Below are 22,665 nucleotides of genomic sequence, written 5' to 3'. Positions count from 1 at the left end.
GTGTCAGAGCAGATCGCTCACATCGTCGGGGACGTCGACGGCGTACTTGCGGAGTACGTCCATCGAGATCACCTCGAGCGCGTTCTCGTGGGTGGCGGCCAGCACCACGGGGGCGGCGACGCCGTCCTCGTGGGCGTGCAGCCACCGCACCGCCACCACACACCAGCGATCACCCGGTTGCAGGCCGGGGAAGTTGTTCTCCGGTCGCGGGGTACTGAGGTCGTTGCCGATCGAGGCCTGATGCTCCAGGAACTCGGCGGTCACGACAGTGCACACGGTGTGACTGCCGAGATCCTCCGGTCCGGTACTGCAGCACCCGTCCCGGTAGAACCCGGTGAGAGGATCGGTGCCGCACTCTTCCAGCGGCCCCCCAAGCACGTTTCGATCGGTCACGCCGCCGATCCTATGGGTCATCGGCCAGAAGTTCCGCAGGATGTCGCGGATTCCCGGCGCGCCGAGCGACAATCCCGCGCCCCCAACACCTTTGGACCTGCGAACACGCCGCCCGACGGCGCGGCAGAATACCGGGCCCGCTCCCCGAATAGACTCGCGTGCGTGAGTTCGCAAGCGTGGATCCTGATCGCCGTGATCGCCGCCGCCGTCCTGGTGGCGCTGGTCGCGGGTTTCGTCCTGTACAAGCGGCGCCGGATATCCCTGACGCCCCCGCCCGCGGAGAAGGAGCTGACCGACCGGTCCGGCGGCTACACCGCCTCGGGCGGCTTCAGCTTCAGCCAGGGCGGTGCCGGCCCGGCCACGCTGCCGAAGCCGAAACCCGAACCGGTCCCGCTGCCGCCGGAACGCACCGACACCGACGGGCAACCGCACGTCGGCGACGACGCGGCGATCCCGCGCGACTCCGGCCGCCGCACGATCCACGACGTCCCCCTACCCGAGCAGGACGTCACCACCGAACCCACCGCCCCGGCCACCGGCTCCGCCCCCGCCCCGGCCGCCCCCGCCGATCAGCCGACGACCGCCCCCGTCACCGGCACGCCCGACCTCCCGGACACGACGACCGGCTCGGCACCCGCCGAGGGCGTGACCACCGAACTCGACACCGCCGCGCCCGAGACCGCGCCCGCGCCGGAGACGGCGCCCGTCACCGGCTCCGCGCCCGCCCAGACCACCGCGCCCGCCCCCGCCGACACCCCGGCCACCGCGCCCGTGACCGGCGCGCCCCCGCAGGCCGCGGTCACCGGATCGGCCCCGGCCGCCGCGACCGCCCCGGTCGAGGAGATCGAGCCGACGGCGGGCCGCCTCGAGCGCCTGCGCGGCCGCCTGTCCCGCTCGCAGAACGCGGTCGGCAAGAGCCTGCTCGGCCTGCTCGGCGGCGGCGACCTGGACGAGGACTCGTGGGAGGAGATCGAGGACACCCTCGTCCTGGCCGACATCGGCACCGCGAGCACCGGCAAGATCGTCGAGCGCCTGCGCGAGGAGATGGCGGTGCGCAGCGTGCGCACGGCCGACGACGCCCGCCAGGTCCTGCGCGACGTGCTCGTCGAGGCGCTGCGCCCCGAACTCGACCGCTCCATCCGCGCCCTGCCGCACGACGACCACCCGGCGATCCTGCTGGTGGTCGGCGTCAACGGCACCGGCAAGACCACCACGACGGGCAAGCTCGCCCGCGTGCTGGTCGCCGACGGCCGCCGGGTGCTGCTCGGCGCCGCCGACACCTTCCGCGCCGCCGCCGCCGACCAGCTGCAGACCTGGGGCGAGCGGGTCGGCGCGGAGACCGTGCGCGGCAAGGAGGGCGCCGACCCGGCCGCCGTCGCCTTCGACGCGGTCAGCGCGGGCATCGACAACGGCGTCGACGCCGTGCTCGTCGACACCGCGGGCCGCCTGCACACCAAGACCGGCCTGATGGACGAGCTGGGCAAGGTCAAGCGCGTGGTGGAGAAGAAGGCCGCCGTCGACGAGGTGCTGCTGGTGCTCGACGCCACCGTCGGCCAGAACGGCCTGATGCAGGCGCGGGTCTTCGCCGACGTCGTCGACATCACCGGCGTGGTGCTCACCAAGCTCGACGGGACCGCCAAGGGCGGCATCGTCTTCCAGGTCCAGCACGAGCTGGGCGTGCCGGTCAAACTGGTCGGTCTCGGCGAGGGAGCCGACCACCTGGCGCCCTTCGAACCCGGCGCGTTCGTCGACGCGCTGCTCGGCTGACCCACCCGCCCCACCGGCCCCACCCGCTGCCCGCCCGGTCGACGCGACCCGGCGGGCAGCGGCGTCCACCAGGCACAACACGCCACCGCATCTCCCCGGCGAACCGCACAGCCGCATTACCCTCACCGTGAGCCGGAACCCGCGGGTGTACGGGACGAAACGTGGAAGCAACACGATCGCGCCATCCGTTCACTCACGCGAAACACGACAGCTCAACGGATGAAACACCGAGTCGCGACCCTTCTGTGCAGGTGCTTTGCCGTCACCGGTGAGGCCCGAGATGAGGAGGAACAAAAGGTGGCATTTCCCGTAATCGGCGCACCCGACGCCGGTGACACCGCATGGATGCTGGCCTCGTCAGCGCTCGTGCTGTTGATGACGCCGGGTCTGGCTTTCTTCTACGGCGGCATGGTCCGTGGCAAGAACGTCCTGAACATGATCATGATGAGCATCTCGGCGATGGGGCTGATAACCATCCTGTGGTGTCTCTACGGGTTCTCGGTGGCCTTCGGCGAGGACAAGGGCAACCTGATCGGCGACCCGCTGCAGTACTTCGGCCTCAAGGGCGTCTTCGGCGGCCAGTACCTGGCCACCACGGACCCGGCCACCCCCGCGGGCATCCCGCTCAACGGCACCATCCCGCTGTCGGTCTTCGTGGCCTTCCAGCTCATGTTCGCGATCATCACGGTCGCTCTCATCTCGGGCGCGGTGGCCGACCGCCTGAAGTTCGGCTCGTGGCTGCTGTTCGCCGGCATCTGGGCCACCGTCGTGTACTTCCCGGTCGCGCACTGGGTCTTCGCCTTCGACGGCTACACCGGTGAGCAGGGCGGCTGGATCGCCAACAACCTCAAGGCGATCGACTTCGCCGGTGGTACCGCCGTGCACATCAACGCCGGTGCCGCGGGCCTGGTGCTGTGCATCGTGCTCGGCAAGCGCAAGGGCTGGCCGAAGACCCCGTTCCGTCCGCACAACCTGCCGTTCGTCATGCTGGGTGCCGGCCTGCTGTGGTTCGGCTGGTACGGCTTCAACGCGGGTTCGGCCGTCGGCTCCAACGGCATCGCCGGCGCCACCTTCCTGACCACCACCATCGCCACCGCCGCCGCCATGCTGGCCTGGCTCCTGGTGGAGAAGCTGCGCGACGGGCACGCCACCTCCCTGGGCGCCGCCTCGGGCATCGTGGCCGGTCTGGTCGCCATCACCCCGGCCTGTTCCTCGGTGAACGTGGTCGGCGCCCTGGTCATCGGCGTCGTCGCGGGCGCGCTGTGCGCCCTGGCGGTCGGCCTGAAGTTCCGCTTCGGTTTCGACGACTCGCTCGACGTGGTCGGCGTCCACCTCGTCGGTGGTCTGGTCGGCACCCTGCTGGTCGGCCTTGTCGCGGCGCCCGAAGCCCCGGCGGCCGTGAAGGGTCTGTTCTACGGTGGTGGAGTCGAGCAGTTGAAGCTGCAGGCCGTCGGTGCCTTCACCGTCCTGGCCTACTCGCTGGTCGCCACGGCCGTGATCGCCTACCTGATCAAGTTCACCCTCGGCCTGCGCGTCAGTGACGAGGCCGAGGCGGCGGGCGTGGACGAGTCCGAGCACGCGGAAACCGCTTACGATTTCGCTGCTGTGGGTGGCACGGCACGCACGCTCGCCAAGGAGGCATGACCAACATGAAGTTGATCACGGCAATCGTCAAACCGTTCACGCTCGAGGACGTCAAGAGCGGTCTGGAACAGGCCGGCGTGTTCGGGATGACCGTCAGCGAAGTCCAGGGCTACGGCAGGCAGAAGGGCCACACCGAGGTCTACCGCGGCGCCGAGTACTCGGTGGACTTCGTGCCCAAGGTGCGCGTGGAGGTCGTCGTGGACGACGCCTCGGTCGACAAGGTCGTCGAGACCATCGTCGAGGCCTCGCGCACCGGCAAGATCGGTGACGGCAAGGTGTGGGTGACCCCGGTGGAGACCATCATCCGGGTCCGCACCGGCGAACGCGGTAGCGACGCACTGTAGTTTCGGCGGCTGGTGCCGCTGGTTTCCGGCCTCGTGACCTCGGCGCCGAGAAGCGATACCGCGCCTTCGGCGTGACGTCTCGCTTCTCGGCGCCGAGGCGGCCGAAAACCGTTGTGGTGCTGTCGCATTGCAGTGTCGGCGGTGGTTGCGGTGCATGAAGGCGGTGGGGCGGTGGGCGAGAACAACGGCGGCGGCGGTAAGCACAACGGCGCGGCGGACCTGGTGGCGGCGCGGGCGCAACTACTCGAGGGTGCGGGTACCCGCAATCCCCGGCTCGATCCGGAGTCGCTGCGCGCGGCGCTGGTCGATCTCTACGAACTGTGGCTGACCTCCAAGGGCAACGAGGTCGGCATCACCCCCGACAGCGGGCTGGCCCTGGTGGCCGTCGGCGGGCTCGGCAGGCGCGAGATGCTGCCGTACTCGGACCTGGACCTGGTGCTGCTCTACCACGACGAGGTCGACCCCGCCCGGGTCGCCGAGGTGGCCGACCAGCTCTGGTACCCGCTGTGGGACGCCCACATCAAGCTCGACCACAGCGTGCGCACCGTCCCGCAGGCGCAGCGGGTGGCCGCCGACGACATGATCGTCGCGCTCGGCCTGCTCGAGGCACGGCACATCGTGGGCGACGAGGAGATGAGCAGGCTGCTCATCGGCGGCGTGCGCCGCGAATGGCGCACCGGCATCCGGACCCGCTTCGACGACCTCGTCGCCCAGACCCGCACCCGCTGGCAGCGCAGCGGCGACCTCGCCCACCGTGCCGAACCCGATCTGAAGAACGGGCGCGGCGGGCTGCGCGACATCCAGCTGCTCGACGCGCTGGCCATCGCCCAGCTCACCGACGCGATGCCCGGGCTCGGTCCCGACGTGCCCGGCGGCGGCCTCGCCACGGCGCACCGGCGGCTGCTCGACGTGCGAACCGAACTGCACCGCGTCGCCGGACGCGCGCGCGATCAGCTGCGCGCCCAGGACGCCGACGAGATCGGCGCCGCGCTGCGCATCGGCGACCGCTTCGACCTGGCCCGCATGCTCAGCGACGCCGCGCGCACGGTCAGCTATTCGGTCGACGTCGGCCTGCGCACCGCGGGCAACGCCCTGCCGCGACGCGGGCTGGCCCGGTTGCGGCGCATGCCGGTCCGGCGGCCCCTCGACGAGGGCGTGGTCGAGCACTCGGGCGAGGTGGTGCTGGCCCGCGACGCGCGCCCCGCCCGCGACCCCGGCCTGATCCTGCGGGTCGCGGCCGCCTCCGCCCAGACCGGGCTGCCGATGTCGGCCACGACGCTCAACCGGCTCTCCGAGGACGCGCCGGAACTGCGCGAACCCTGGCCCAAGGACGCCCTCAACGACCTGCTCGTGCTGCTGGGCACCGGCCGTGGCTGCATCGACGCGGTCGAGGCGCTGGACCGCACCGGCCTGTGGGGCAGGCTCCTGCCGGAGTGGGGCGCGGTGCGCGATCTGCCGCCGCGCGACGCCGTGCACACCTGGACCGTCGACCGTCATCTGATGGAGACCGTCGCCCACGCGGGCGCGCTGAGCACCCGCGTCTCCCGGCCCGACCTGCTGGCCCTCGGCGCCCTGCTGCACGACATCGGCAAGGGCCGCGCGGGCGATCACAGCGTGGTCGGCGCGGAACTGGCCACCCACATCGGCCGCCGTCTCGGCCTGTGGCCCTCGGACGTGCGCACGCTCAGCGCGATGGTCCGCCACCACCTGCTGCTCCCCGAGGCCGCCACGCGGCGCGACCTGGCCGACCCGGCCACCGCCCAGGCCGTCGCCGACGCCCTCGACGGCGACGTCGTGCTGCTGGAACTGCTGCACGCGCTCGCCGAGGCCGACTCGCTGGCCACCGGTCCCGGCGTCTGGGGCGACTGGAAGGCCTCGCTCATCGGCGATCTCGTGCGCCGGTGCAGGCTCATCATGGCCGGCGAGCCGCTGCCGCAGCCCGAACCCATCGCCGCCGAACTCGTCGAGAAGGCCAAAGCCGGTGGCGTGCACGTGGATCTGGCGCCGGGGGACAGCAAGCACACCTACGTCGTCACGGTGATCGCGCCCGACGAACCGGGTCTGCTCTCCGACGCCGCCGGCGTGCTGGCCCTGCACTCGCTGCGGGTGCTGTCGGCGTCCGCGAACGCCGAGGGCACCTCGGCCATCGACACCTTCGTCGTGCAGCCCAAGTTCGGCGACCCGCCGGACCCGGGCCTGCTGCGCCAGGAACTGATCCGGGCCGTGTCGGGGGCCCTGGACGTGGCCGAGGTCCTGGCCGATCGCGAGCAGGAGGCCGCCGCGCGGTGGGCGCAGGCCGAGCCGCGCATCATCCTCAGCTCCGGCGCCACCCCGGGACAGGTCGTCCTCGAACTGCGCGCCGAGGACCGGATCGGCCTGCTCAGCCGTCTCGCCGCGACCTTCGCCGACGCCGGGGTCGACGTGCTGTGGGCGCGGGTGGTCACGATGGGCACCGCGGTGGTCGACACGTTCTGTCTCGATCTGGGCGAGACCGACTCGCCCGCCCGCCGGGCCGACCTCGAGCGGACGGTGCTGGCGGTCGTGCCGCGTCCGGCGCCCAAACCGGCGCCCGCTCCCGAGGACGACGACCAGACCTGATCGCTTGTCCGGGACACGGTTTCCTCACCGATTGCTATCGGTTTGCCCCGTGTCGGTCACGAGGTCCGAAAGGTCCGGCCCCGCCGTTCTACGCTGTGTCCCGCGGGGCTTTCACTCTCACGACGGGAGCGGGCTATGGCTATCGAAGTCGTGTCGTCCTCGACGATGACCAGCGACGACACCGCGCACTGCGCGCGCTGCGTCGGTGGCGACCTGTGGGTGGTCTCCTGGTTGCCGGGGCGCACGCTCAGCGGTGCCCAGGCGCTGGCCGCCATGACCATCGCCTCGACCGTCGGCGCCCACCGGGAGCCGACCGCCGAGGACCGCGCCCGCATCGAGGCGCTGGCGCGCGAGGTCGGGCTCACCGGGCACGAGGCGGTCTCGCTGGTGAATCTGGAGAACCACGAACTGCGTCGCGGCACACCCGCGGTCCCCGCTCGTCCCCGCGAATGACCGCACAGTCCACACCGCATGCGCACCAGGAGGCGTCAGCCCATTACCCTGGGAGGGCAATAGACGTCCCTTTGTAGATCAGGAGCGCGATCGGTGTTCGAATCCCTGTCCGACCGGCTTACCGGTGCACTGCAGGATCTGCGCGGCAAGGGGCGTCTGTCGCCGGCCGACATCGATGCCACGGCACGGGAGATCCGGCTCGCGCTGCTCGAGGCCGACGTCGCGCTGCCGGTCGTGCGCGGCTTCATCGCGAAGGTCAAGGAGCAGGCCAGAGAGGTCCAGCTCAGCGGGGCGCTCAACCCCGCCCAGGAAGTCGTCAAGATCGTCAACGCCGAGCTGATCGAGGTCCTCGGTGGCCAGACGCGCCGGCTCAACCTGGCCAAGAACCCGCCGACGGTCGTCATGCTGGCCGGCCTGCAGGGTGCCGGTAAGACCACCCTGGCGGGCAAGCTCGCCAAGTGGCTGAAGGAACAGGGACATCAGCCCCTGCTGGTCGCCTGCGACCTCCAGCGTCCCGGCGCCGTCACCCAGCTGCAGGTCGTCGGCGAACGCGCGGGCGTCCCCGTCTTCGCCCCGCACCCCGGCACCTCCGTCGGCGGCGGCGAGAACGAGCTCGGCATCACCGCCGCCGACCCGGTCGACGTCGCGCGCGCCGGTGTCGAGGAGGCCAAGGCCAAGCAGTACGACGTGGTCATCGTCGACACCGCGGGCCGCCTCGGTATCGACGCCGAGCTGATGGCCCAGGCCGCGGGCATCCGCGACGCCGTCCAGCCCGACGAGACCCTGTTCGTCCTCGACGCCATGATCGGCCAGGACGCGGTCTCCACCGCCGAGGCCTTCCGCGACGGCGTCGGCTTCACCGGCGTCGTGCTCACCAAGCTCGACGGCGACGCCCGCGGTGGCGCCGCGCTGTCGGTGCGCAACGTGACGGGCGTGCCGATCATGTTCGCCTCCACCGGCGAGAAGCTCGAGGACTTCGACGTCTTCCACCCCGACCGGATGGCCTCGCGCATCCTCGACATGGGTGACGTGCTCACCCTGATCGAGCAGGCCGAGAAGATCTACGACGCCCAGCAGGCCGAGGAGACCGCCCGCAAGATCGGCAGCGGCGAACTCACCCTCGAGGACTTCCTCGACCAGATGCTGGCGATCCGCAAGATGGGCCCCATCGGCAACCTGCTCGGCATGCTGCCGGGCGCGGGCCAGATGAAGGACGTGCTCGCCCAGGTCGACGACAAGCAGCTCGACCGGGTGCAGGCCATCATCCGCGGCATGACCCCGGCCGAACGCGCCAACCCCAAGATCATCAACGCCTCGCGCCGCCTGCGTATCGCCAACGGCTCGGGCGTGCAGGTCTCCGACGTCAACCAGCTCGTCGACCGGTTCTTCGAGGCCAAGAAGATGATGGCCATGATGGGCAGGCAGATGGGTCTGCCCGGTTCGCGGCGCGGCAACAACAAGAAGGGCAAGAAGGGCAAGAAGGGCGGGCGCGGCCCGACCCCGCCGAAGATGCGCGGCGGCTTCCCCGGCATGCCCGCCCTGCCGCCCGGCATGGACCTGTCCAACATGCCGCCCGGCCTCGACCAGCTGCCGCCCGGTCTCGAGGGCATCGACCTGTCCCAGCTCAAGTTCCCCAAGAACTAGGGCCCGGCGCCCGCCACGCGGGACATCCTCAGGAGGATCGGTGCATTTTCGCGGCGTGGTGTTGCCGGGCGACGACGTTCGTGACCTGTGGGTGGCGGACGGGCGGGTCACCTTCGATCCGGTGCCCGGCGCGCCGACGGTGACCGGGTCCGGATGGATCGTCCCCGGCCTCGTCGACGCGCACTGTCACGTGGGCATCCGCTTCGGCGGCGGCCACGAGGACCGCGACGGCGCCCTCGCCCAGGCCGAGACCGAACGTGACGCGGGCGTGCTGCTGCTGCGGGACGCGGGCAGCCCGATCGACACCCGCTTCGTCGACGAGCGCCCCGACCTGCCGCGGATCGTCCGCGCGGGCCGCCACATCGCCCGCCCCAAGCGCTACATCCGCGACCTCGGCATCGATCTCGAACACGAGGAGCAGCTGCCCGAGGCGGTGGCCGAGCAGGCACGGCGCGGCGACGGCTGGGTCAAGATCGTCGGCGACTGGATCGACCGCGAGATCGGCGATCTGCGGCCGCTGTGGAACGACCCGGTGCTGAAGGAGGCGGTCGAGGCCGCCCACGACAACGGCGCCCGCATCACCGCGCACGTGTTCGGCGAGCACGCCCTGCCCGGCCTCATCGAGGCGGGCTTCGACTGCCTCGAACACGGCACGGGGCTGACCGACGAGACCATCGCGGCCATGGTCGCCCACGGCACCGCCCTGGTCCCCACCCTGATCAACATCGACACCTTCCCGGCCATCGCCGCGGACGCGGGACGCTTCCCGGTCTACGCCGAGCACATGCTCGACCTGCACCGCCGGTCCCGCGAGACGGTCGGCAAGGCGCACGAGGCGGGCGTCCCGGTCTACGTGGGCACCGACGCGGGCGGCGGGATCCGGCACGGCCGGGTCGCCGACGAGATCGCGGCGCTGCGCGAGGCGGGCCTGTCGGCGCACGACGCGCTGGGCGCCGCGTCCTGGAACGCGCGCCCCTGGCTCGGGCACCGCAACGTCGAGCAGGACGCGGCCGCCGACTTCGTCGTCTACGACCGCGACCCCCGCGAACACCCGGACGCGCTCACCGACCCGCGATGGGTGGTGCTGCGCGGCGAGGTCGTCCGCGCACCGCGCTGACCGGCCGATTACAACCCGGCGCCACCGGTCTGGCAGAATGAACCACCGTCCTCGTCGAGGACAGTGTCAGCCCGTCTCCGGTCACGTACCGCACGGCGGTCACGCACTCCAAGCGCGAAACCGGACCCTCACGACCAGGGGGGTCGCAGAATCGCGCGGTGACCAACCAACGAAAGAGGCAGATCAGCAATGGCTGTTCGCATCAAGCTCACCCGCCTGGGCAAGATCCGCAACCCCCAGTACCGTGTCGTCGTCGCCGACGCCCGCACCCGTCGTGACGGCCGCGCGATCGAGAGCATCGGCAAGTACCACCCGAAGGAAGAGCCCTCGCTCATCGAGATCGACGCCGAGCGCGTCGCGTACTGGCTCTCCGTCGGCGCCCAGCCCACCGAGCCCGTGCAGCGCCTGCTGGAGATCACCGGTGACTGGCAGAAGTTCAAGGGCCTGCCCGGCACCGAGGGCACCCTCAAGGTGAAGGCCGCCAAGCCGTCCAAGCTGGACCTCTTCAACGCCGCCCTGGCCGCCGCGGACAACGAGCCCGTCGCCGAGGCCGTCACCCCGAAGAAGAAGGCCGCCAAGAAGGACGACGCCGCCGAGGCCGAGGCCGCCACCGAGGCTGCCGAGTAATCATGACTGCCGTTGTTGCCGATGCCGTCGAGCACCTCGTTCGTGGCATCGTCGCCAACCCCGACGACGTCCGCGTCGAGCTGATCACCGGCCGGCGCGGGCGCACCGTCGAGGTTCATGTCCATCCTGAGGACCTGGGCAAGGTGATCGGTCGCGGTGGTCGTACCGCCACCGCGCTGCGCACCCTGGTCGCCGGTATCGGCGGCCGCGGGATCCGGGTCGACGTGGTCGACACCGACGCCTAGATGGAACTCGTCGTAGGCCGGGTCGCCAAGTCGCACGGCGTGCGCGGCGAACTCGTCGTCGAGGTGCGCACCGACGCGCCGGAGGAACGTTTCGCCCCGGGCGCCACGCTGCGCGGGCGCCTGCCGAAGTCGAAGCAGACCCGGCCCTACACCGTGGAGTCGGCCCGAGAGCACTCGGGCCGGCTTCTGGTGTTTCTCGACGGGATCGCCGACCGCACCGCCGCCGACGCGCTGCGGGGCATGCTGTTCGTCATCGACAGCGCTGATCTGCCGCCGACGGAGGACCCGGACGAGTACTACGACCACGAGCTGGAGGGCCTCGCCGTCCAGCTCACCGACGGCACCCACGTCGGTGAGGTCACCGAGGTGCTGCACTCCGCGGCGGGGGAGTTGCTGAGCGTGCGGGCCGCCGACGACGGCCGCGAGATCCTCATCCCCTTCGTCCTCGCCATCGTCCCGACCGTGTCGATCGCCGATCGGCTCGTCGTCATCGACCCGCCCGAGGGCCTGCTCGATCCGGAGTGAATTCGTGAAACTCGACGTCGTCACGATCTTCCCGGAGTACCTGGAGCCGCTGCGCGCGGCGCTGCTCGGCAAGGCCATCGACAAGGGCCTGCTCAGCGTCGACGTGCACGACCTGCGGGACTGGACCCACGACGTGCACAAGTCCGTGGACGACTCGCCCTACGGCGGCGGTCCCGGCATGGTCATGAAACCCACGATCTGGGGTGACGCGCTGGATGCGGTCTGCCCCGACGACGCGCTGCTGGTCGTGCCCACCCCCGCCGGCGTCCCGTTCACCCAGGAGACCGCCCGGCGCTGGTCCACCGAAGCGCACATCGTGTTCGCGTGCGGCCGCTACGAGGGCATCGACCAGCGCGTCTTCGACGACGCCGCCCGCCGCGTACGGGTCGAGGAGGTCAGCATCGGGGACTACGTCCTCATCGGCGGCGAGGCCGCCGTGCTGGTGATGACCGAGGCCGTGGTCCGGCTGATCCCCGGCGTGCTCGGCAATCAGCTCTCCCACCAGGAGGATTCGTTCTCGGTCGGGACCGACGGCACCGACGGGCTCGGCCTGCTCGAGGGCCCGAGCTACACGCGCCCGGTGTCGTGGCGCGGTCTGGACGTCCCCCCGATCCTGCTCTCCGGCGATCACGCCAAGGTCGCGGCGTGGCGGCACGAGCAGTCGCTGATGCGGACCCGCGCGCGCAGGCCCGATCTGCTCCCCCGGGATTGACCTGTCTCAGCCCGCGTAGTTGCGCGTGGTGATGCAGAACGGATGACCGGCCGGATCCAGCAGCACCCGCCAGCGCGGGTCCGGTTGCACGGGGGCGGGTTTCGCGCCGATCGCGAGCGCGTGCTGCTCGCATAGGTCCAGATCCGCGTCGGCGGCCAGGTCCAGGTGCACCACCGAGGCGCCCGGCCACTGCGGCGGGGAGTAGTCGTCGACCCGTTGCGCGGCCACGGTCAGCCCGTTGGGGATCCGGATGCCGACGCTGTGTTCGTCGTTCCACAGCACGCGGCCGCCGAGCAGGCCCAGATAGAAGCGGGCGAGGTGTTCGTGATCGTCGCAGTCCAGCGAGAGGCCGGCCAGCGCAAAAGGCTCCGTCATCGGAAAAACGCTACCGGCCTGCCGTGGACCGGAGCATGGTTTGCCGCAACGCCTTTCGGGTAGCCGAACATCGGCGTTGTCCGTTGTGCCCGGTACCGAAGGCCATACGGGGGCGCAGCGTGAGCAACACCACAGCCGGGTCAGGGCAGCAGGCCGTGCCTGCGCGCGACGGTCACCGCCTCGTAGCGGGTGTGGCTGCCCAGCTTGGTCATCGCCGAACGCAGGTAGCTCTTCACCGTCTCGGTGCCGACGCCCAGGTCGCGGGCCACGTCCCGGTTGGTCGCGCCGAGCCCGACACGGGCGAGCACGTCGAGTTCGCGCCGCGACAGCCGCGGGACCGGTCCCGGTTCCGGGTCGCCCGCCAATCGCGCGCAGACCCGGTGCAGCCGCTCCCGCAGCGCCGGATCGGTACTGGCCGCCGCGATCTCGCGCAGCTCGGCGTGCACGTCGCGCAGCTGCTGCGGCCGCACCCCGGCCGCGGCGGCGGTGAGGTCGGCGACCCGGCGGGCCACCTCCTCGCGCACGGTGATGGCGGTGGACAGCGCGCGGGCCGCCTCGGCGAGCGCGGCGGTGGCCCGGTCGCCCAGCGGCGCGGCGCCGCGATCGGCCGCGTACAGCACCGCGCGCGGCCTGCCGCCGACCAGCACCGGCACCGCGGCCACCGAGCGCAGCCGCTCGCCCGAGACCGCGCCGTCGTAGTGGTGGGTGATCCCGGCCGCGCTGCGATAGTCGGGCACCGCGCAGGGCCGCCCGTGCAGCAGGGCGTGCCCGCCGAGCCCGTTGGCCCGCTCGACCCGCAGCCCGTGCATGGCCCGGGTCCGGGCGCCGTGGAACTGGGTCAGGACCACCGCGGGGCCGTCGACGAGGCCGCCGAAGACCAGCGGCGCGGCACCCGCGCGGGCGGCGTGACGCAGGCAGCCGCGCAGGTCGTCGGCATCGCGGGCGTCGGTCATGCTGTCTCACCCCTTTTCGGGGGTAGCCGGGGCCATGATGTACCTCACATCCTGGTGACTACCGGAATGGATGTTACGCACCGCGGGCGCGGTGGACGGGAGGCAATCGGATGTCGGCGACGACCACAGCGGCCAGCTACGACTCGGGGGTCTCCGACACCCCGCTGCTCGGCGACACCATCGGCGCCGACTTCGCGCGGACGGCGGCGCGGTTCCCCGAGCGCGACGCCCTCGTCGACCGGATCACCGGCCGCCGCTGGACCTACGCGCAGGCCGCCGCCGCGGTCGATTCCCTCGCGACCGGCCTGGCCGCGCGGGGGCTCGGCGCGGGCGACCGGGTCGGCATCTGGGCGCCCAACTGCGCCGAGTGGTACTTCGTGCAATACGCGACCGCGGCGCTGGGCATCATCCTGGTCAACATCAATCCCGCCTACCGCACGAGCGAACTCGAATACGTGCTCCGCCAGGCCCGGGTGCGGATGCTCGTGGCGGCGCCGTCGTTCAAGACCTCCGACTACGCGGCGATGATCGACCAGGTGCGCCCGAACTGCCCGGCGCTGGAACAGGTCCTGATCCTGGGCAGCCCCGAATGGGCGGAGACCGCCGCCACCGAACCCGACACCGAACTGCTCGAGGTGGTCGCCGCCTCGCTCTCGGCCGACGACCCCATCAACATCCAATACACCTCCGGCACCACGGGATTCCCCAAGGGCGCCACGCTCAGTCACCACAACATCCTCAACAACGGCTTCTTCGTCGGCGAACTGTGCGGCTACACCGAACAGGACCGCATCTGCCTGCCCGTGCCCTACTACCACTGCTTCGGCATGGTGATGGGCAACCTGGCGGCCACCTCGCACGGCTGCGCGGTCGTCATCCCGGCGCCCGCGTTCGACCCCGCCGCCACCCTCGACGCCGTCGCCGCCGAAGCCTGCACCGCGCTCTACGGTGTGCCGACCATGTTCATCGCCGTCCTCGCCGAACTCGACGGGGGCGCGCCCCGCGACCTGTCGAGCCTGCGCACCGGCATCATGGCCGGCTCGCCCTGCCCCGTCGAAGTCATGAAACGGGTGATCGACCGGCTCGGCATGACCGAGGTCGCCATCTGCTACGGGATGACCGAGACCTCGCCGGTGTCCACCCAGACCCGCCGCGACGACGGCCTCGACCGGCGCACCGCCACCGTCGGCCGGGTCGGCCCGCACCTCGAGATCAAGATCGTCGACCCGGCCACCGGGCGCACCGTGCCGCGCGGCGAACCGGGCGAGCTGTGCACCCGGGGCTACTCGGTGATGCTCGGCTACTGGGACGAGCCGGTGAAGACCGCCGAGGCCATCGACGCGGCGCGGTGGATGCACACCGGCGACATCGGCGTCATGGACGCCGACGGCTACGTCTCGGTGACCGGCCGGATCAAGGACATGGTCATCCGCGGCGGCGAGAACATCTACCCGCGCGAGATCGAGGAGTTCCTCTACACCCACCCCGACATCGTCGACGCCCAGGTCATCGGGGTGCCCGACGAGAAGTTCGGCGAGGAGCTGATGGCCTGGATCCGCCTGCGCGACGGCGCCGCCCCCCTGGACGCGGCGGCCCTGCGCGAGTTCTGCGCGGGCAAGCTCGCCCACTACAAGATCCCGCGCTACGTGCACGTCGTCGAGGAATTCCCCATGACGGTGACCGGCAAGATCCGCAAGGCCGAGATGCGGGAGATGGCGGCGGCGATCCTCGCCGGGGACTGACACGGCGGGCCGGGGGAGCGCGGTGGCGGGCCCGGTTGTCGGCGCGTGCCGGTAGGGTGGCCCGACGTGACGACAGCGCCCGAGACCGCCCGTTCGACGTCGAACGGCACTCCGACCGACAGCACGCCCATCGCCCCGCTCGCCGCCGTCGGCAAACGGATCGCCGACGAACTCGGCGTGCGCGAAACCCAGGTCCGCGCGGCGGTCGAGCTGCTCGACGGCGGCTCCACCGTGCCGTTCATCGCCCGGTACCGCAAGGAGGTCACCGGCGGCCTCGACGACGCCCAGCTGCGTCAGCTCGAGGAGCGCCTCGGCTACCTGCGCGAACTCGACGAGCGCCGCGGCGCGATCGTCGAATCCATCCGCGGCCAGGGCAAGCTCGACCCGGAGCTGCACCGGCAGATCATGCTCGCCGAGACCAAGGCCCGGCTCGAGGACATCTACCTGCCCTACAAGCCCAAGCGCCGCACCAAGGCCCAGATCGCCCGCGAGGCCGGGCACGAGCCGGTCGCCGACGCCCTGCTGAACGACCCGTCGGCCGATCCGGGCGGCTACTCCGCCGAGCAGCTCGACGGCGCCCGCGCGATCCTGGTCGAGCGGTTCGCCGAGGACGCCGACCTGGTCGGCGAACTGCGCGAGATGTACTGGAACCGTGGGCAGCTCACCTCCACCGTCCGCGCGGGCAAGGAGGAGGCGGGCGCGAAGTTCGCCGACTACTTCGAGTTCTCCGAGCCCTTCGCCAAGCTGCCCTCGCACCGCATCCTCGCGCTGCTGCGCGGGGAGAAGGAAGAAGTGCTCACCCTGCACCTCGAACCCGACACCACCGAACTCGCGCCGGGCGAACGCAGCGTCTACGAGGGCCGCATCGCGGTGGCCTTCGGCATCGCCGACCGGGGCCGCGCCGCCGACGGCTGGCTGCTGGACACGGTGCGCTGGGCCTGGCGGACCAAGCTGCAGATCAGCCTGGGCATCGACACCCGGATGCGGCTGCGCCAGGCGGCGGAGAAGGACGCGGTCGACGTGTTCGCCGCCAATCTGCGCGACCTGCTGCTGGCCGCCCCCGCGGGCACCCGCACCACCATGGGCCTCGACCCCGGCTACCGCACCGGCGTGAAGGTCGCGGTGGTCGACGCCACCGGCAAGGTCGTCGCCACCGAGGTCGTCTACCCGCACAAGCCGCAGGGTCAGAGCGAGAAGGCCCTCGCGGTCCTCGCGGCGCTGGTCGCGCGCTTCGGCGTGGAACTCATCGCCATCGGCAACGGCACCGCCTCCCGCGAGACCGACGCGCTGGCCGCCGAACTGATCGCGCGGATCCCGGAGAACAAGCCGACCAAGATCGTGGTCTCCGAGGCGGGCGCCTCGGTGTACTCGGCCTCGGCCTACGCCTCGGCCGAACTGCCCGACATGGACGTGTCGCTGCGCGGCGCGGTCTCGATCGCCCGCCGCCTCCAGGACCCCCTCGCCGAACTGGTGAAGATCGAGCCGAAGTCCATCGGCGTCGGCCAGTACCAGCACGACGTGTCCGAGACCCTGCTCGCCCGCTCGCTCGGCGCGGTCGTCGAGGACGCGGTGAACGCGGTCGGCGTCGACGTCAACACCGCCTCGGTGCCGCTGCTGTCGCGGGTCTCCGGTGTCAGCACCTCGGTCGCGGAGAGCATCGTGGCCCACCGCGATCAGCACGGCCCGTTCCGCAGCCGCACCGCGCTGCTCGACGTCCCGCGGCTGGGCCCCAAGGCCTTCGAGCAGTGCGCGGGCTTCCTGCGCATCCGCGGCGGCGAGGACCCCCTCGACACGTCCGCGGTGCATCCCGAGGCCTACCCGGTGGTCCGGCGCATCCTCGAGTCCACCGGCAGGCCGATCACCGAGATCATCGGCAACACCACCACCCTGCGGTCCCTGCGCCCGGCCGACTTCACCGACGAGAAGTTCGGCGTGCCGACCGTGTCCGACATCATCGCCGAGCTGGAGAAGCCGGGCCGCGACCCGCGCCCGGAGTTCAAGACCGCCGAGTTCGCCGCGGGGATCGAGAAGGTCGCCGACCTCGAGCCGGGCATGGTCCTGGAGGGCGTCGTCACCAATGTGGCCGCCTTCGGCGCCTTCGTCGACGTCGGCGTGCACCAGGACGGACTGGTGCACGTCTCGGCGATGTCGCACACTTTCGTCAAGGATCCGCGCGAGGTGGTCAAGTCCGGAGATGTCGTGAAGGTCAAGGTGCTCGAGGTCGACGTGGCGCGTCAGCGCATCGGCCTGTCGCTGCGTCTCGACGACGAACCCGGCAAGCCCGCCACGGGCGAGAACCGCGGCGGCGGCAGGCGCGCACCGGGATCCGGCGGCGGCAGCCGTGGCGGTGCGCGGGGACAGGGCGGCCAGGGCGGCCAGGGCGGTCAGGGGCGCGGCGGCAACCAGCAGCGGCGGCCCGCCCCCGAGGCCAACGGGTCGATGGCCGACGCGCTGCGCCGGGCCGGTTTCGGACGCTGACTTCGACGGGCGGGCGGCATGCGACGGTGGCTCGAAGACGACGTGATCGCGCACGGCCGCCTGCCCCTGCTGTGCTTCCTGCTCGGGTTCATCCTCGGGTTCGTCGTGATCCGGATCAGCGTGCGGCTGATCCGGGCGCAGGTGCGCTGGTGGCCCGGTAACCTCCGCGCGGGCGACACCCACATCCACCACATGGTGTTCGGGGTGATCGCCGTGCTGGTCTCCGGCATCGGCCTCATCGCCACCGCGGGCAGCGGCGACGAGGCCACCGCCAGCGCGCTCTCGGCGGTCTTCGGCATCGGCGCGGCCCTGGTCCTCGACGAGTTCGCGCTGATCTTCTACCTGCGCGACGTGTACTGGGAGGAGCAGGGCCGCACCTCCGTGGACGCGGTGTTCGTCGCGCTCGCGGTCACCGGCCTGCTGCTGCTCGGCCTGCAGCCGATGATGGTCCTCGACTACGACGATTTCCGCACTTCGCGCGGTGTCGGGGTGCGCGCCGGGGTGATCCTGTTCTCGGTGTTCAACCTCGTGCTCGCCGCCGTGGTCATCCTCAAGGGCAAGATCTGGACCGGCCTGTTCGGCCTGTTCCTCACCCCGCTGCTGCTGGTCGGCGCGATCCGGCTCAGCAGGCCGGGCGCGCCCTGGGCCCGCTGGCGCTACGGCAACCGCCCGCGCACCATGGCGCGCGCGGTCGAGCGCGAGCGCAAGTACCGTCGCCCGGTCATCCGGGCCAAGATCTTCATCCAGGACCTGGTGGCGGGCAAACCCGATGTCGCCCACGCGCGCGAGGCCGCCGAGGCCGAGCTGAGCCGCACCGTGGTGCCCGCCCCGTCCAAACCGCTGCATCCGCTGCATCCGATGCGCCGCGGAGACGACCACTGAGGCCGATTTTCCGAGGCGGAGACCGGTCTGGCACAATGAACCGGTTGCCTCGGGCCGAGTCGTGCCCGGACGCATCTCCTGTTCTGAGCACGAACCGGTCGAGTGCCACGGCGCCGCCAGGTTCCTCTGTTCGTGTAATGAATCCGCAAAGGATGGACCTATGAACACCCTCGACTTCGTCGACCAGAAGTCGCTGCGCAGCGACGTCCCCGCCTTCCGGCCGGGTGACACCCTCAACGTGCACGTCAAGGTCATCGAAGGCTCCAAGGAGCGCATCCAGGTCTTCAAGGGCGTCGTGATCCGGCGTCAGGGCGGCGGCATCGGCGAGACCTTCACGGTCCGCAAGGTGTCCTTCGGTGTCGGCGTCGAGCGCACCTTCCCGGTGCACAGCCCCAACATCGACCACATCGACGTCGTCACCCGCGGTGACGTCCGTCGCGCCAAGCTCTACTACCTGCGCGATCTGCGCGGCAAGGCCGCCAAGATCAAGGAAAAGCGCTGACGCGCCGCTCCACACAGGCTTTTCGAGTAGCCCGGTGCCCCACTTCGGTCGGGGTGCCGGGCTACTCTGTTCGGCGTGGCAGACGAAAGCGGGTCGGTATCGGTGTCCGGATCGGACGACGAGAACACGGGCGGTACACGCCGCACGCGCAAGCGCGGTGACAAGAAGCAGCGGCCGTTCTGGCAGGAGCTGCCCATACTGGTCGTGATCGCGGCGGTCATCGCCGCGCTGATGGTCACCTTCGTCGGCCGCCCCTACGTGATCCCCTCCCAGTCGATGGAGGACACGCTGCTCATCGGCGACCGGATCTACGTGCAGAAGATCAGCTACTACTTCGGTGACCCCGAACCCGGCGACGTCGTCGTCTTCGTGGGTCCGCCGTCCTGGAACGGGCACTACAAGTCCGTGCGCTCGGACAACACCGTCGTGCGCGGCGTGCAGAACTTCCTGTCCTACTTCGGTCTGGTGCCGCCCGACGAGAACGACCTCGTCAAACGCGTCATCGCCGTCGGCGGCCAGACCGTGCAGTGCTGCGACGCCCAGGGCCGCGTCATGGTGGACGGCAAGCCGCTCGACGAGCCCTACATCAAGAAGGACTACCCCTGGTACACCGACCGTCCCAACGCGGTGTACCCCGCGGGCCGGGTGTTCGGCCCGGTGAAGGTGCCCGAAGGCCACCTGTGGGTGATGGGCGACAACCGCAACGAGTCCGCCGACTCGCGCGCCCACGTCAGCGACGACCTACAGGGCACCGTCCCCGTCGACAACATCCGGGGCAAGACCGTGTTCAAGATCTGGCCGCCGAGCCGCATCGGTCCGGTGCACTCGCAGAACCCACAGAACTGAACCGACATGGACGATCGCCGGACCTGGCCGCCGCGGATGGTGATGCGCCGCGCGGGTGGACTCCGCACGCTCGAAGCCGCGCTCATCCGCGGCGGCCTCGGCCCGGTCGCCGGCGTCGACGAGGCGGGTCGGGGGCCGTGCGCGGGACCCCTCGTGGTCGCGGCCTGCCTGCTCGCGCCGAAGGCATATACCAGCCTGGCCGGCCTCGACGACTCCAAGAAGCTCACCGAGGCCACGCGCGAGGAACTGTTCCCGAAGATCACGCGCCTGGCGCTGGCCTGGAAGGTCGTGGTGATCCCGGCCTGGGAGATCGATGCCATCGGCATCCACACCGCCAACATCGAGGGCATGCGCCGGGCGGTGGCGGGGCTGGGCACCGTCCCCGGCTACATCCTCACCGACGGTTTCCGGGTGCCCGGGCTGCCCGCGCCGTCGCTGCCGGTCATCGGCGGCGACGCCAACGCGGCCTGTATCGCCGCGGCCAGCATCCTGGCCAAGGTCACCCGCGACCGGATGATGGTCGAGCTGGACCGGGAACTGCCCGGGTACGGTTTCGCCGCGCACAAGGGCTACAACACGCCCGAGCACACCGCGGCCCTGCGGGAGCTGGGTCCCAGCAGCGAACACCGCCGGTCCTGGCGCAATGTGCGCGAACTCACGCCGCCCACCGACAGCCGAGTGGCTGGCGACACGGCGCATGCGCGATGATGTGGATATGAACGCGGCGCTGCGAGAAGGAGGACGTCCCACCCGATGAGTGCTGAGGACCTCGAGAAGTACGAAACCGAGATGGAACTGTCCCTGTACCGCGAGTACAAGGACATCGTCGGCCAGTTCTCGTACGTGGTGGAGACGGAGCGCCGCTTCTATCTGGCCAATTCGGTGGAGCTGCGGCCGCAGAACGCCGACGGCGAGGTGTATTTCGAAGTGCGGATGAGCGACGCCTGGGTGTGGGACATGTACCGGCCCGCCCGCTTCGTCAAACACGTCCGGGTGATCACGTTCAAGGACGTGAACATCGAGGAGCTGGAGAAGCCCGACCTGCGCCTGCCGGAGTAGTTCTCCACAGGCCGAGGTTTGTCCCCAGGCCTGGTGTTCGCCCAGGTCGGCCGAGTCGTCGGGTCCCCGCGCCGGCGCAGGCTGGGCCGCGTGACGGACAAACGGGCGCTCGGCGCATTCGGGGAAGAGCTGGCCGCGCAGTACCTGCGTGAGGCGGGCATGGAGATACTGGCGCGCAACTGGCGCTGCCGCTACGGCGAGCTGGATCTGATCGTCCGCGAGGCGGAACTCACCGCGTTCGTCGAGGTCAAGACCCGATCCGGGTTCGGCTTCGGCACGCCCGCCGAAGCGGTCACCTTCGCCAAGCAGCAGCGCATCCGCCGGCTCGCCCTGCTGTGGCTGGCCGAGCAGGACGGGCCGTGGCAGCGGATCCGCTTCGACGTCGTCTCGGTACTGGTCCGGCGCGGTCACCGGCCCGTCGTCGAGCACCGCCCGGCGGTGTTCTGATGGCGCTGGGGCGGGCGCTGTCGGTGGCGGTCACCGGCGTCGACGGTCAGCTGGTCGAGATCGAGGCCGACATCGGCCAGGGACTGCCCTCGGTCAACCTGGTCGGGCTGCCCGACGCGGCCCTGCAGGAATCCCGCAACCGGGTGCGGTCCGCGGTGGCCAACTCCGCCGAGAAATGGCCCGACGGGCGCGTGGTGCTGGCGCTGTCGCCCGCCACGCTGCCCAAGGTCGGCAGCGTCTACGACCTGGCGCTGGCGGTCTCGGTGCTCAACGGTTCCGGCGCCGTTCCCGGCGACCGTCTCGCCAAGACCGCGCTGCTCGGCGAGCTCGCCCTCGACGGCAGGCTGCGCCGGGTGCGCGGCGTGCTGCCCGCGGTCATCGCCGCCCGCAACGCGGGCCTGCCGCGGGTGGTGGTGCCGGTCGCCACCGCCGTCGAGGCCGGGCTGGTCGACGGGATCGAGGTGCTCGGCGCGGAGAGCCTGCGCGCGGTCGTCGCCTGGCTGCGCGGCGAGGGCGCCCTGCACGTGCCGACGGGCAGGCCGGCGGGCTGCGCCGAGGCGGTCGGCGATCTCAGCGAGGTCGTCGGGCAGGACGAGGCGCGCTGGGCACTCGAGGTCGCCGCCGCGGGCGGCCACCACCTGCTGCTGACCGGCCCGCCCGGCATCGGCAAGACCATGCTGGCGCAACGACTTCCGGGCCTGCTGCCCCCGCTGTCGGAGGCGGAGTCGCTCGAGGTGACCGCCATCCACTCGCTGGCGGGATCGCTGTCCTCGGCCCAGCCGCTGGTCACCACGGCCCCGTTCGTCGCGCCGCATCACTCGACGTCGGTCACGGCGATGATCGGTGGAGGCTCCGGGCTGGCGCGACCGGGGGCGGTCTCGTGCGCGCACCGCGGCGTGCTGTTCCTCGACGAGTGCGCCGAGATCGGGACCAAGGTGCTGGAAGCGCTGCGGACCCCGCTGGAGGAGGGGGAGGTCCGGATCGCGCGCCGCGACGGCGTCGCCCGCTATCCGGCCCGCTTCCAGCTAGTCCTGGCCGCCAACCCGTGCCCGTGCGCGCCCGCCCGCGACGTCGACTGCATCTGCGCGCCGCTGGCCCGCCGCCGCTACCTGGGCAAGCTGTCCGGCCCGCTGCTCGATCGCATCGACCTGTGGGTGCGCATGCACGGCAGCACCGGCGCCACGTTCACCGGCGAGCGGACCGAGAGCAGCGCCACCGTCCGGGAACGGGTCGCCCGGGCCCGCGCGGCCTCGGCCGCACGCTGGCACGAGAACGGCTGGACCACCAACGCCGAAGTCCCCGGCCACGTCCT

Annotated in this window: 23 protein-coding genes; 20 read left to right on the top strand and 3 right to left on the bottom strand. The window is 71.3% G+C overall.

Going from position 1 to position 22,665, the window contains the following annotated elements; translation table 11 throughout:
* Positions 1 to 3: 3 nt before the first annotated feature.
* Complete coding sequence (locus ON36_RS18655) at positions 4 to 393, bottom strand: DUF2237 family protein (protein ID WP_043655076.1); 390 nt, start codon at positions 391 to 393, stop codon at positions 4 to 6.
* A 162-nt stretch (positions 394 to 555) separates the two neighbouring features.
* Here ON36_RS18655 and ftsY point away from each other — a divergent pair, with 162 nt between their 5' ends.
* From ftsY to trmD, 11 genes are all read left to right on the top strand, one after another.
* Positions 556 to 2,160 carry a signal recognition particle-docking protein FtsY gene (gene ftsY / locus ON36_RS18650; protein WP_043655043.1) on the top strand — a complete coding sequence of 535 codons (1,605 nt, stop codon included), beginning with the start codon at positions 556 to 558 and terminating at the stop codon, positions 2,158 to 2,160.
* A gap of 297 nt (positions 2,161 to 2,457) precedes the next feature.
* On the top strand, positions 2,458 to 3,804 hold the full coding sequence (locus ON36_RS18645) for an ammonium transporter (protein WP_043655041.1): 1,347 nt from the start codon (positions 2,458 to 2,460) through the stop codon (positions 3,802 to 3,804).
* A 5-nt stretch (positions 3,805 to 3,809) separates the two neighbouring features.
* Positions 3,810 to 4,148 (top strand): P-II family nitrogen regulator, encoded by a 339-nt coding sequence (locus tag ON36_RS18640; RefSeq protein ID WP_043655073.1) that lies wholly within the window; start codon positions 3,810 to 3,812, stop codon positions 4,146 to 4,148.
* A 171-nt stretch (positions 4,149 to 4,319) separates the two neighbouring features.
* A complete protein-coding gene (locus ON36_RS18635) occupies positions 4,320 to 6,746 on the top strand; it encodes a [protein-PII] uridylyltransferase (protein WP_043655038.1) in 2,427 nt (808 codons plus the stop codon).
* 135 nt (positions 6,747 to 6,881) lie between these two features.
* The gene (locus tag ON36_RS18630; protein WP_043655037.1) at positions 6,882 to 7,199 is read left to right on the top strand and encodes a hypothetical protein; all 318 of its coding nucleotides are present in this window, start codon (positions 6,882 to 6,884) and stop codon (positions 7,197 to 7,199) included.
* A 93-nt stretch (positions 7,200 to 7,292) separates the two neighbouring features.
* Positions 7,293 to 8,843: a signal recognition particle protein gene (gene ffh / locus ON36_RS18625; RefSeq protein ID WP_043655035.1), complete on the top strand. Its 1,551-nt coding sequence runs from the start codon at positions 7,293 to 7,295 to the stop codon at positions 8,841 to 8,843.
* A 40-nt stretch (positions 8,844 to 8,883) separates the two neighbouring features.
* A complete protein-coding gene (locus tag ON36_RS18620) occupies positions 8,884 to 9,960 on the top strand; it encodes an amidohydrolase family protein (RefSeq protein ID WP_043655032.1) in 1,077 nt (358 codons plus the stop codon).
* Between the two features lie 189 nt (positions 9,961 to 10,149).
* Positions 10,150 to 10,587 (top strand): 30S ribosomal protein S16, encoded by a 438-nt coding sequence (gene rpsP, locus ON36_RS18615; protein WP_043655030.1) that lies wholly within the window; start codon positions 10,150 to 10,152, stop codon positions 10,585 to 10,587.
* Between the two features lie 2 nt (positions 10,588 to 10,589).
* Positions 10,590 to 10,832: an RNA-binding protein gene (locus tag ON36_RS18610; protein WP_019048210.1), complete on the top strand. Its 243-nt coding sequence runs from the start codon at positions 10,590 to 10,592 to the stop codon at positions 10,830 to 10,832.
* The gene (rimM, locus tag ON36_RS18605; RefSeq protein WP_043655024.1) at positions 10,833 to 11,357 is read left to right on the top strand and encodes a ribosome maturation factor RimM; all 525 of its coding nucleotides are present in this window, start codon (positions 10,833 to 10,835) and stop codon (positions 11,355 to 11,357) included.
* 4 nt (positions 11,358 to 11,361) lie between these two features.
* Entirely contained in the window at positions 11,362 to 12,069 is a 708-nt protein-coding gene (gene trmD / locus ON36_RS18600; RefSeq protein ID WP_043655022.1) for a tRNA (guanosine(37)-N1)-methyltransferase TrmD, read from the top strand.
* Between the two features lie 6 nt (positions 12,070 to 12,075).
* Here the strand turns inward: trmD and ON36_RS18595 are convergent, their stop codons facing one another.
* Both ON36_RS18595 and ON36_RS18590 read right to left on the bottom strand, forming a co-directional pair.
* On the bottom strand, positions 12,076 to 12,444 hold the full coding sequence (locus tag ON36_RS18595; RefSeq protein ID WP_043655019.1) for a VOC family protein: 369 nt from the start codon (positions 12,442 to 12,444) through the stop codon (positions 12,076 to 12,078).
* Between the two features lie 140 nt (positions 12,445 to 12,584).
* Entirely contained in the window at positions 12,585 to 13,397 is an 813-nt protein-coding gene (locus tag ON36_RS18590) for a LuxR C-terminal-related transcriptional regulator (protein ID WP_043655016.1), read from the bottom strand.
* Between the two features lie 110 nt (positions 13,398 to 13,507).
* On the opposite strand from ON36_RS18590, the gene ON36_RS18585 reads away from it, so the two are divergent.
* The 9 genes from ON36_RS18585 to ON36_RS18545 form a co-directional block, all read left to right on the top strand.
* Positions 13,508 to 15,139, top strand: coding sequence for an AMP-binding protein (locus ON36_RS18585; protein ID WP_043655014.1), 1,632 nt, complete (start codon positions 13,508 to 13,510; stop codon positions 15,137 to 15,139).
* Positions 15,140 to 15,205: 66 nt separating this feature from the next.
* Complete coding sequence (locus ON36_RS18580) at positions 15,206 to 17,617, top strand: Tex family protein (RefSeq protein WP_373281810.1); 2,412 nt, start codon at positions 15,206 to 15,208, stop codon at positions 17,615 to 17,617.
* Between the two features lie 18 nt (positions 17,618 to 17,635).
* On the top strand, positions 17,636 to 18,499 hold the full coding sequence (locus ON36_RS18575; RefSeq protein ID WP_043655012.1) for a hypothetical protein: 864 nt from the start codon (positions 17,636 to 17,638) through the stop codon (positions 18,497 to 18,499).
* A gap of 160 nt (positions 18,500 to 18,659) precedes the next feature.
* Positions 18,660 to 19,001, top strand: coding sequence for a 50S ribosomal protein L19 (rplS, locus tag ON36_RS18570; RefSeq protein ID WP_043655010.1), 342 nt, complete (start codon positions 18,660 to 18,662; stop codon positions 18,999 to 19,001).
* 75 nt (positions 19,002 to 19,076) lie between these two features.
* Positions 19,077 to 19,847 carry a signal peptidase I gene (gene lepB, locus ON36_RS18565; RefSeq protein ID WP_043655008.1) on the top strand — a complete coding sequence of 257 codons (771 nt, stop codon included), beginning with the start codon at positions 19,077 to 19,079 and terminating at the stop codon, positions 19,845 to 19,847.
* 6 nt (positions 19,848 to 19,853) lie between these two features.
* On the top strand, positions 19,854 to 20,555 hold the full coding sequence (locus tag ON36_RS18560; protein WP_052314115.1) for a ribonuclease HII: 702 nt from the start codon (positions 19,854 to 19,856) through the stop codon (positions 20,553 to 20,555).
* Positions 20,556 to 20,600: 45 nt separating this feature from the next.
* Positions 20,601 to 20,906, top strand: a complete 306-nt coding sequence (locus ON36_RS18555; RefSeq protein ID WP_011210678.1) for a DUF2469 domain-containing protein — start codon at positions 20,601 to 20,603, stop codon at positions 20,904 to 20,906.
* A gap of 90 nt (positions 20,907 to 20,996) precedes the next feature.
* Complete coding sequence (locus ON36_RS18550) at positions 20,997 to 21,353, top strand: YraN family protein (RefSeq protein ID WP_043655064.1); 357 nt, start codon at positions 20,997 to 20,999, stop codon at positions 21,351 to 21,353.
* The coding region (locus ON36_RS18545) for a YifB family Mg chelatase-like AAA ATPase (protein WP_043655004.1) at positions 21,353 to 22,665 on the top strand (1,313 nt) is incomplete at its 3' end. The genes ON36_RS18550 and ON36_RS18545, both read left to right, overlap by 1 nt.

Origin of the sequence: Nocardia thailandica NBRC 100428 (assembly GCF_000308795.1) — a bacterium.
In the GTDB taxonomy this organism is placed as follows: Bacteria; Actinomycetota; Actinomycetes; order Mycobacteriales; family Mycobacteriaceae; genus Nocardia; species Nocardia thailandica.
Note: the sequence above shows the minus strand (reverse complement) of the source record. Positions and strands in the feature narration are given on the sequence as shown.

Bases quoted from the DNA above. Each gene is read 5' to 3' on its own strand.
- ON36_RS18640 (WP_043655073.1), top strand. From the start codon at position 3,810: ATGAAGTTGATCACGGCAATCGTCAAACCGTTCACGCTCGAGGACGTC.
- ON36_RS18630 (WP_043655037.1), top strand. From the start codon at position 6,882: ATGGCTATCGAAGTCGTGTCGTCCTCGACGATGACCAGCGACGACACC.
- rpsP (WP_043655030.1), top strand. From the start codon at position 10,150: ATGGCTGTTCGCATCAAGCTCACCCGCCTGGGCAAGATCCGCAACCCC.
- ON36_RS18610 (WP_019048210.1), top strand. From the start codon at position 10,590: ATGACTGCCGTTGTTGCCGATGCCGTCGAGCACCTCGTTCGTGGCATC.
- rimM (WP_043655024.1), top strand. From the start codon at position 10,833: ATGGAACTCGTCGTAGGCCGGGTCGCCAAGTCGCACGGCGTGCGCGGC.
- ON36_RS18595 (WP_043655019.1), bottom strand. From the start codon at position 12,444: ATGACGGAGCCTTTTGCGCTGGCCGGCCTCTCGCTGGACTGCGACGAT.
- ON36_RS18590 (WP_043655016.1), bottom strand. From the start codon at position 13,397: ATGACCGACGCCCGCGATGCCGACGACCTGCGCGGCTGCCTGCGTCAC.
- ON36_RS18585 (WP_043655014.1), top strand. From the start codon at position 13,508: ATGTCGGCGACGACCACAGCGGCCAGCTACGACTCGGGGGTCTCCGAC.
- ON36_RS18575 (WP_043655012.1), top strand. From the start codon at position 17,636: ATGCGACGGTGGCTCGAAGACGACGTGATCGCGCACGGCCGCCTGCCC.
- rplS (WP_043655010.1), top strand. From the start codon at position 18,660: ATGAACACCCTCGACTTCGTCGACCAGAAGTCGCTGCGCAGCGACGTC.
- ON36_RS18560 (WP_052314115.1), top strand. From the start codon at position 19,854: ATGGACGATCGCCGGACCTGGCCGCCGCGGATGGTGATGCGCCGCGCG.
- ON36_RS18555 (WP_011210678.1), top strand. From the start codon at position 20,601: ATGAGTGCTGAGGACCTCGAGAAGTACGAAACCGAGATGGAACTGTCC.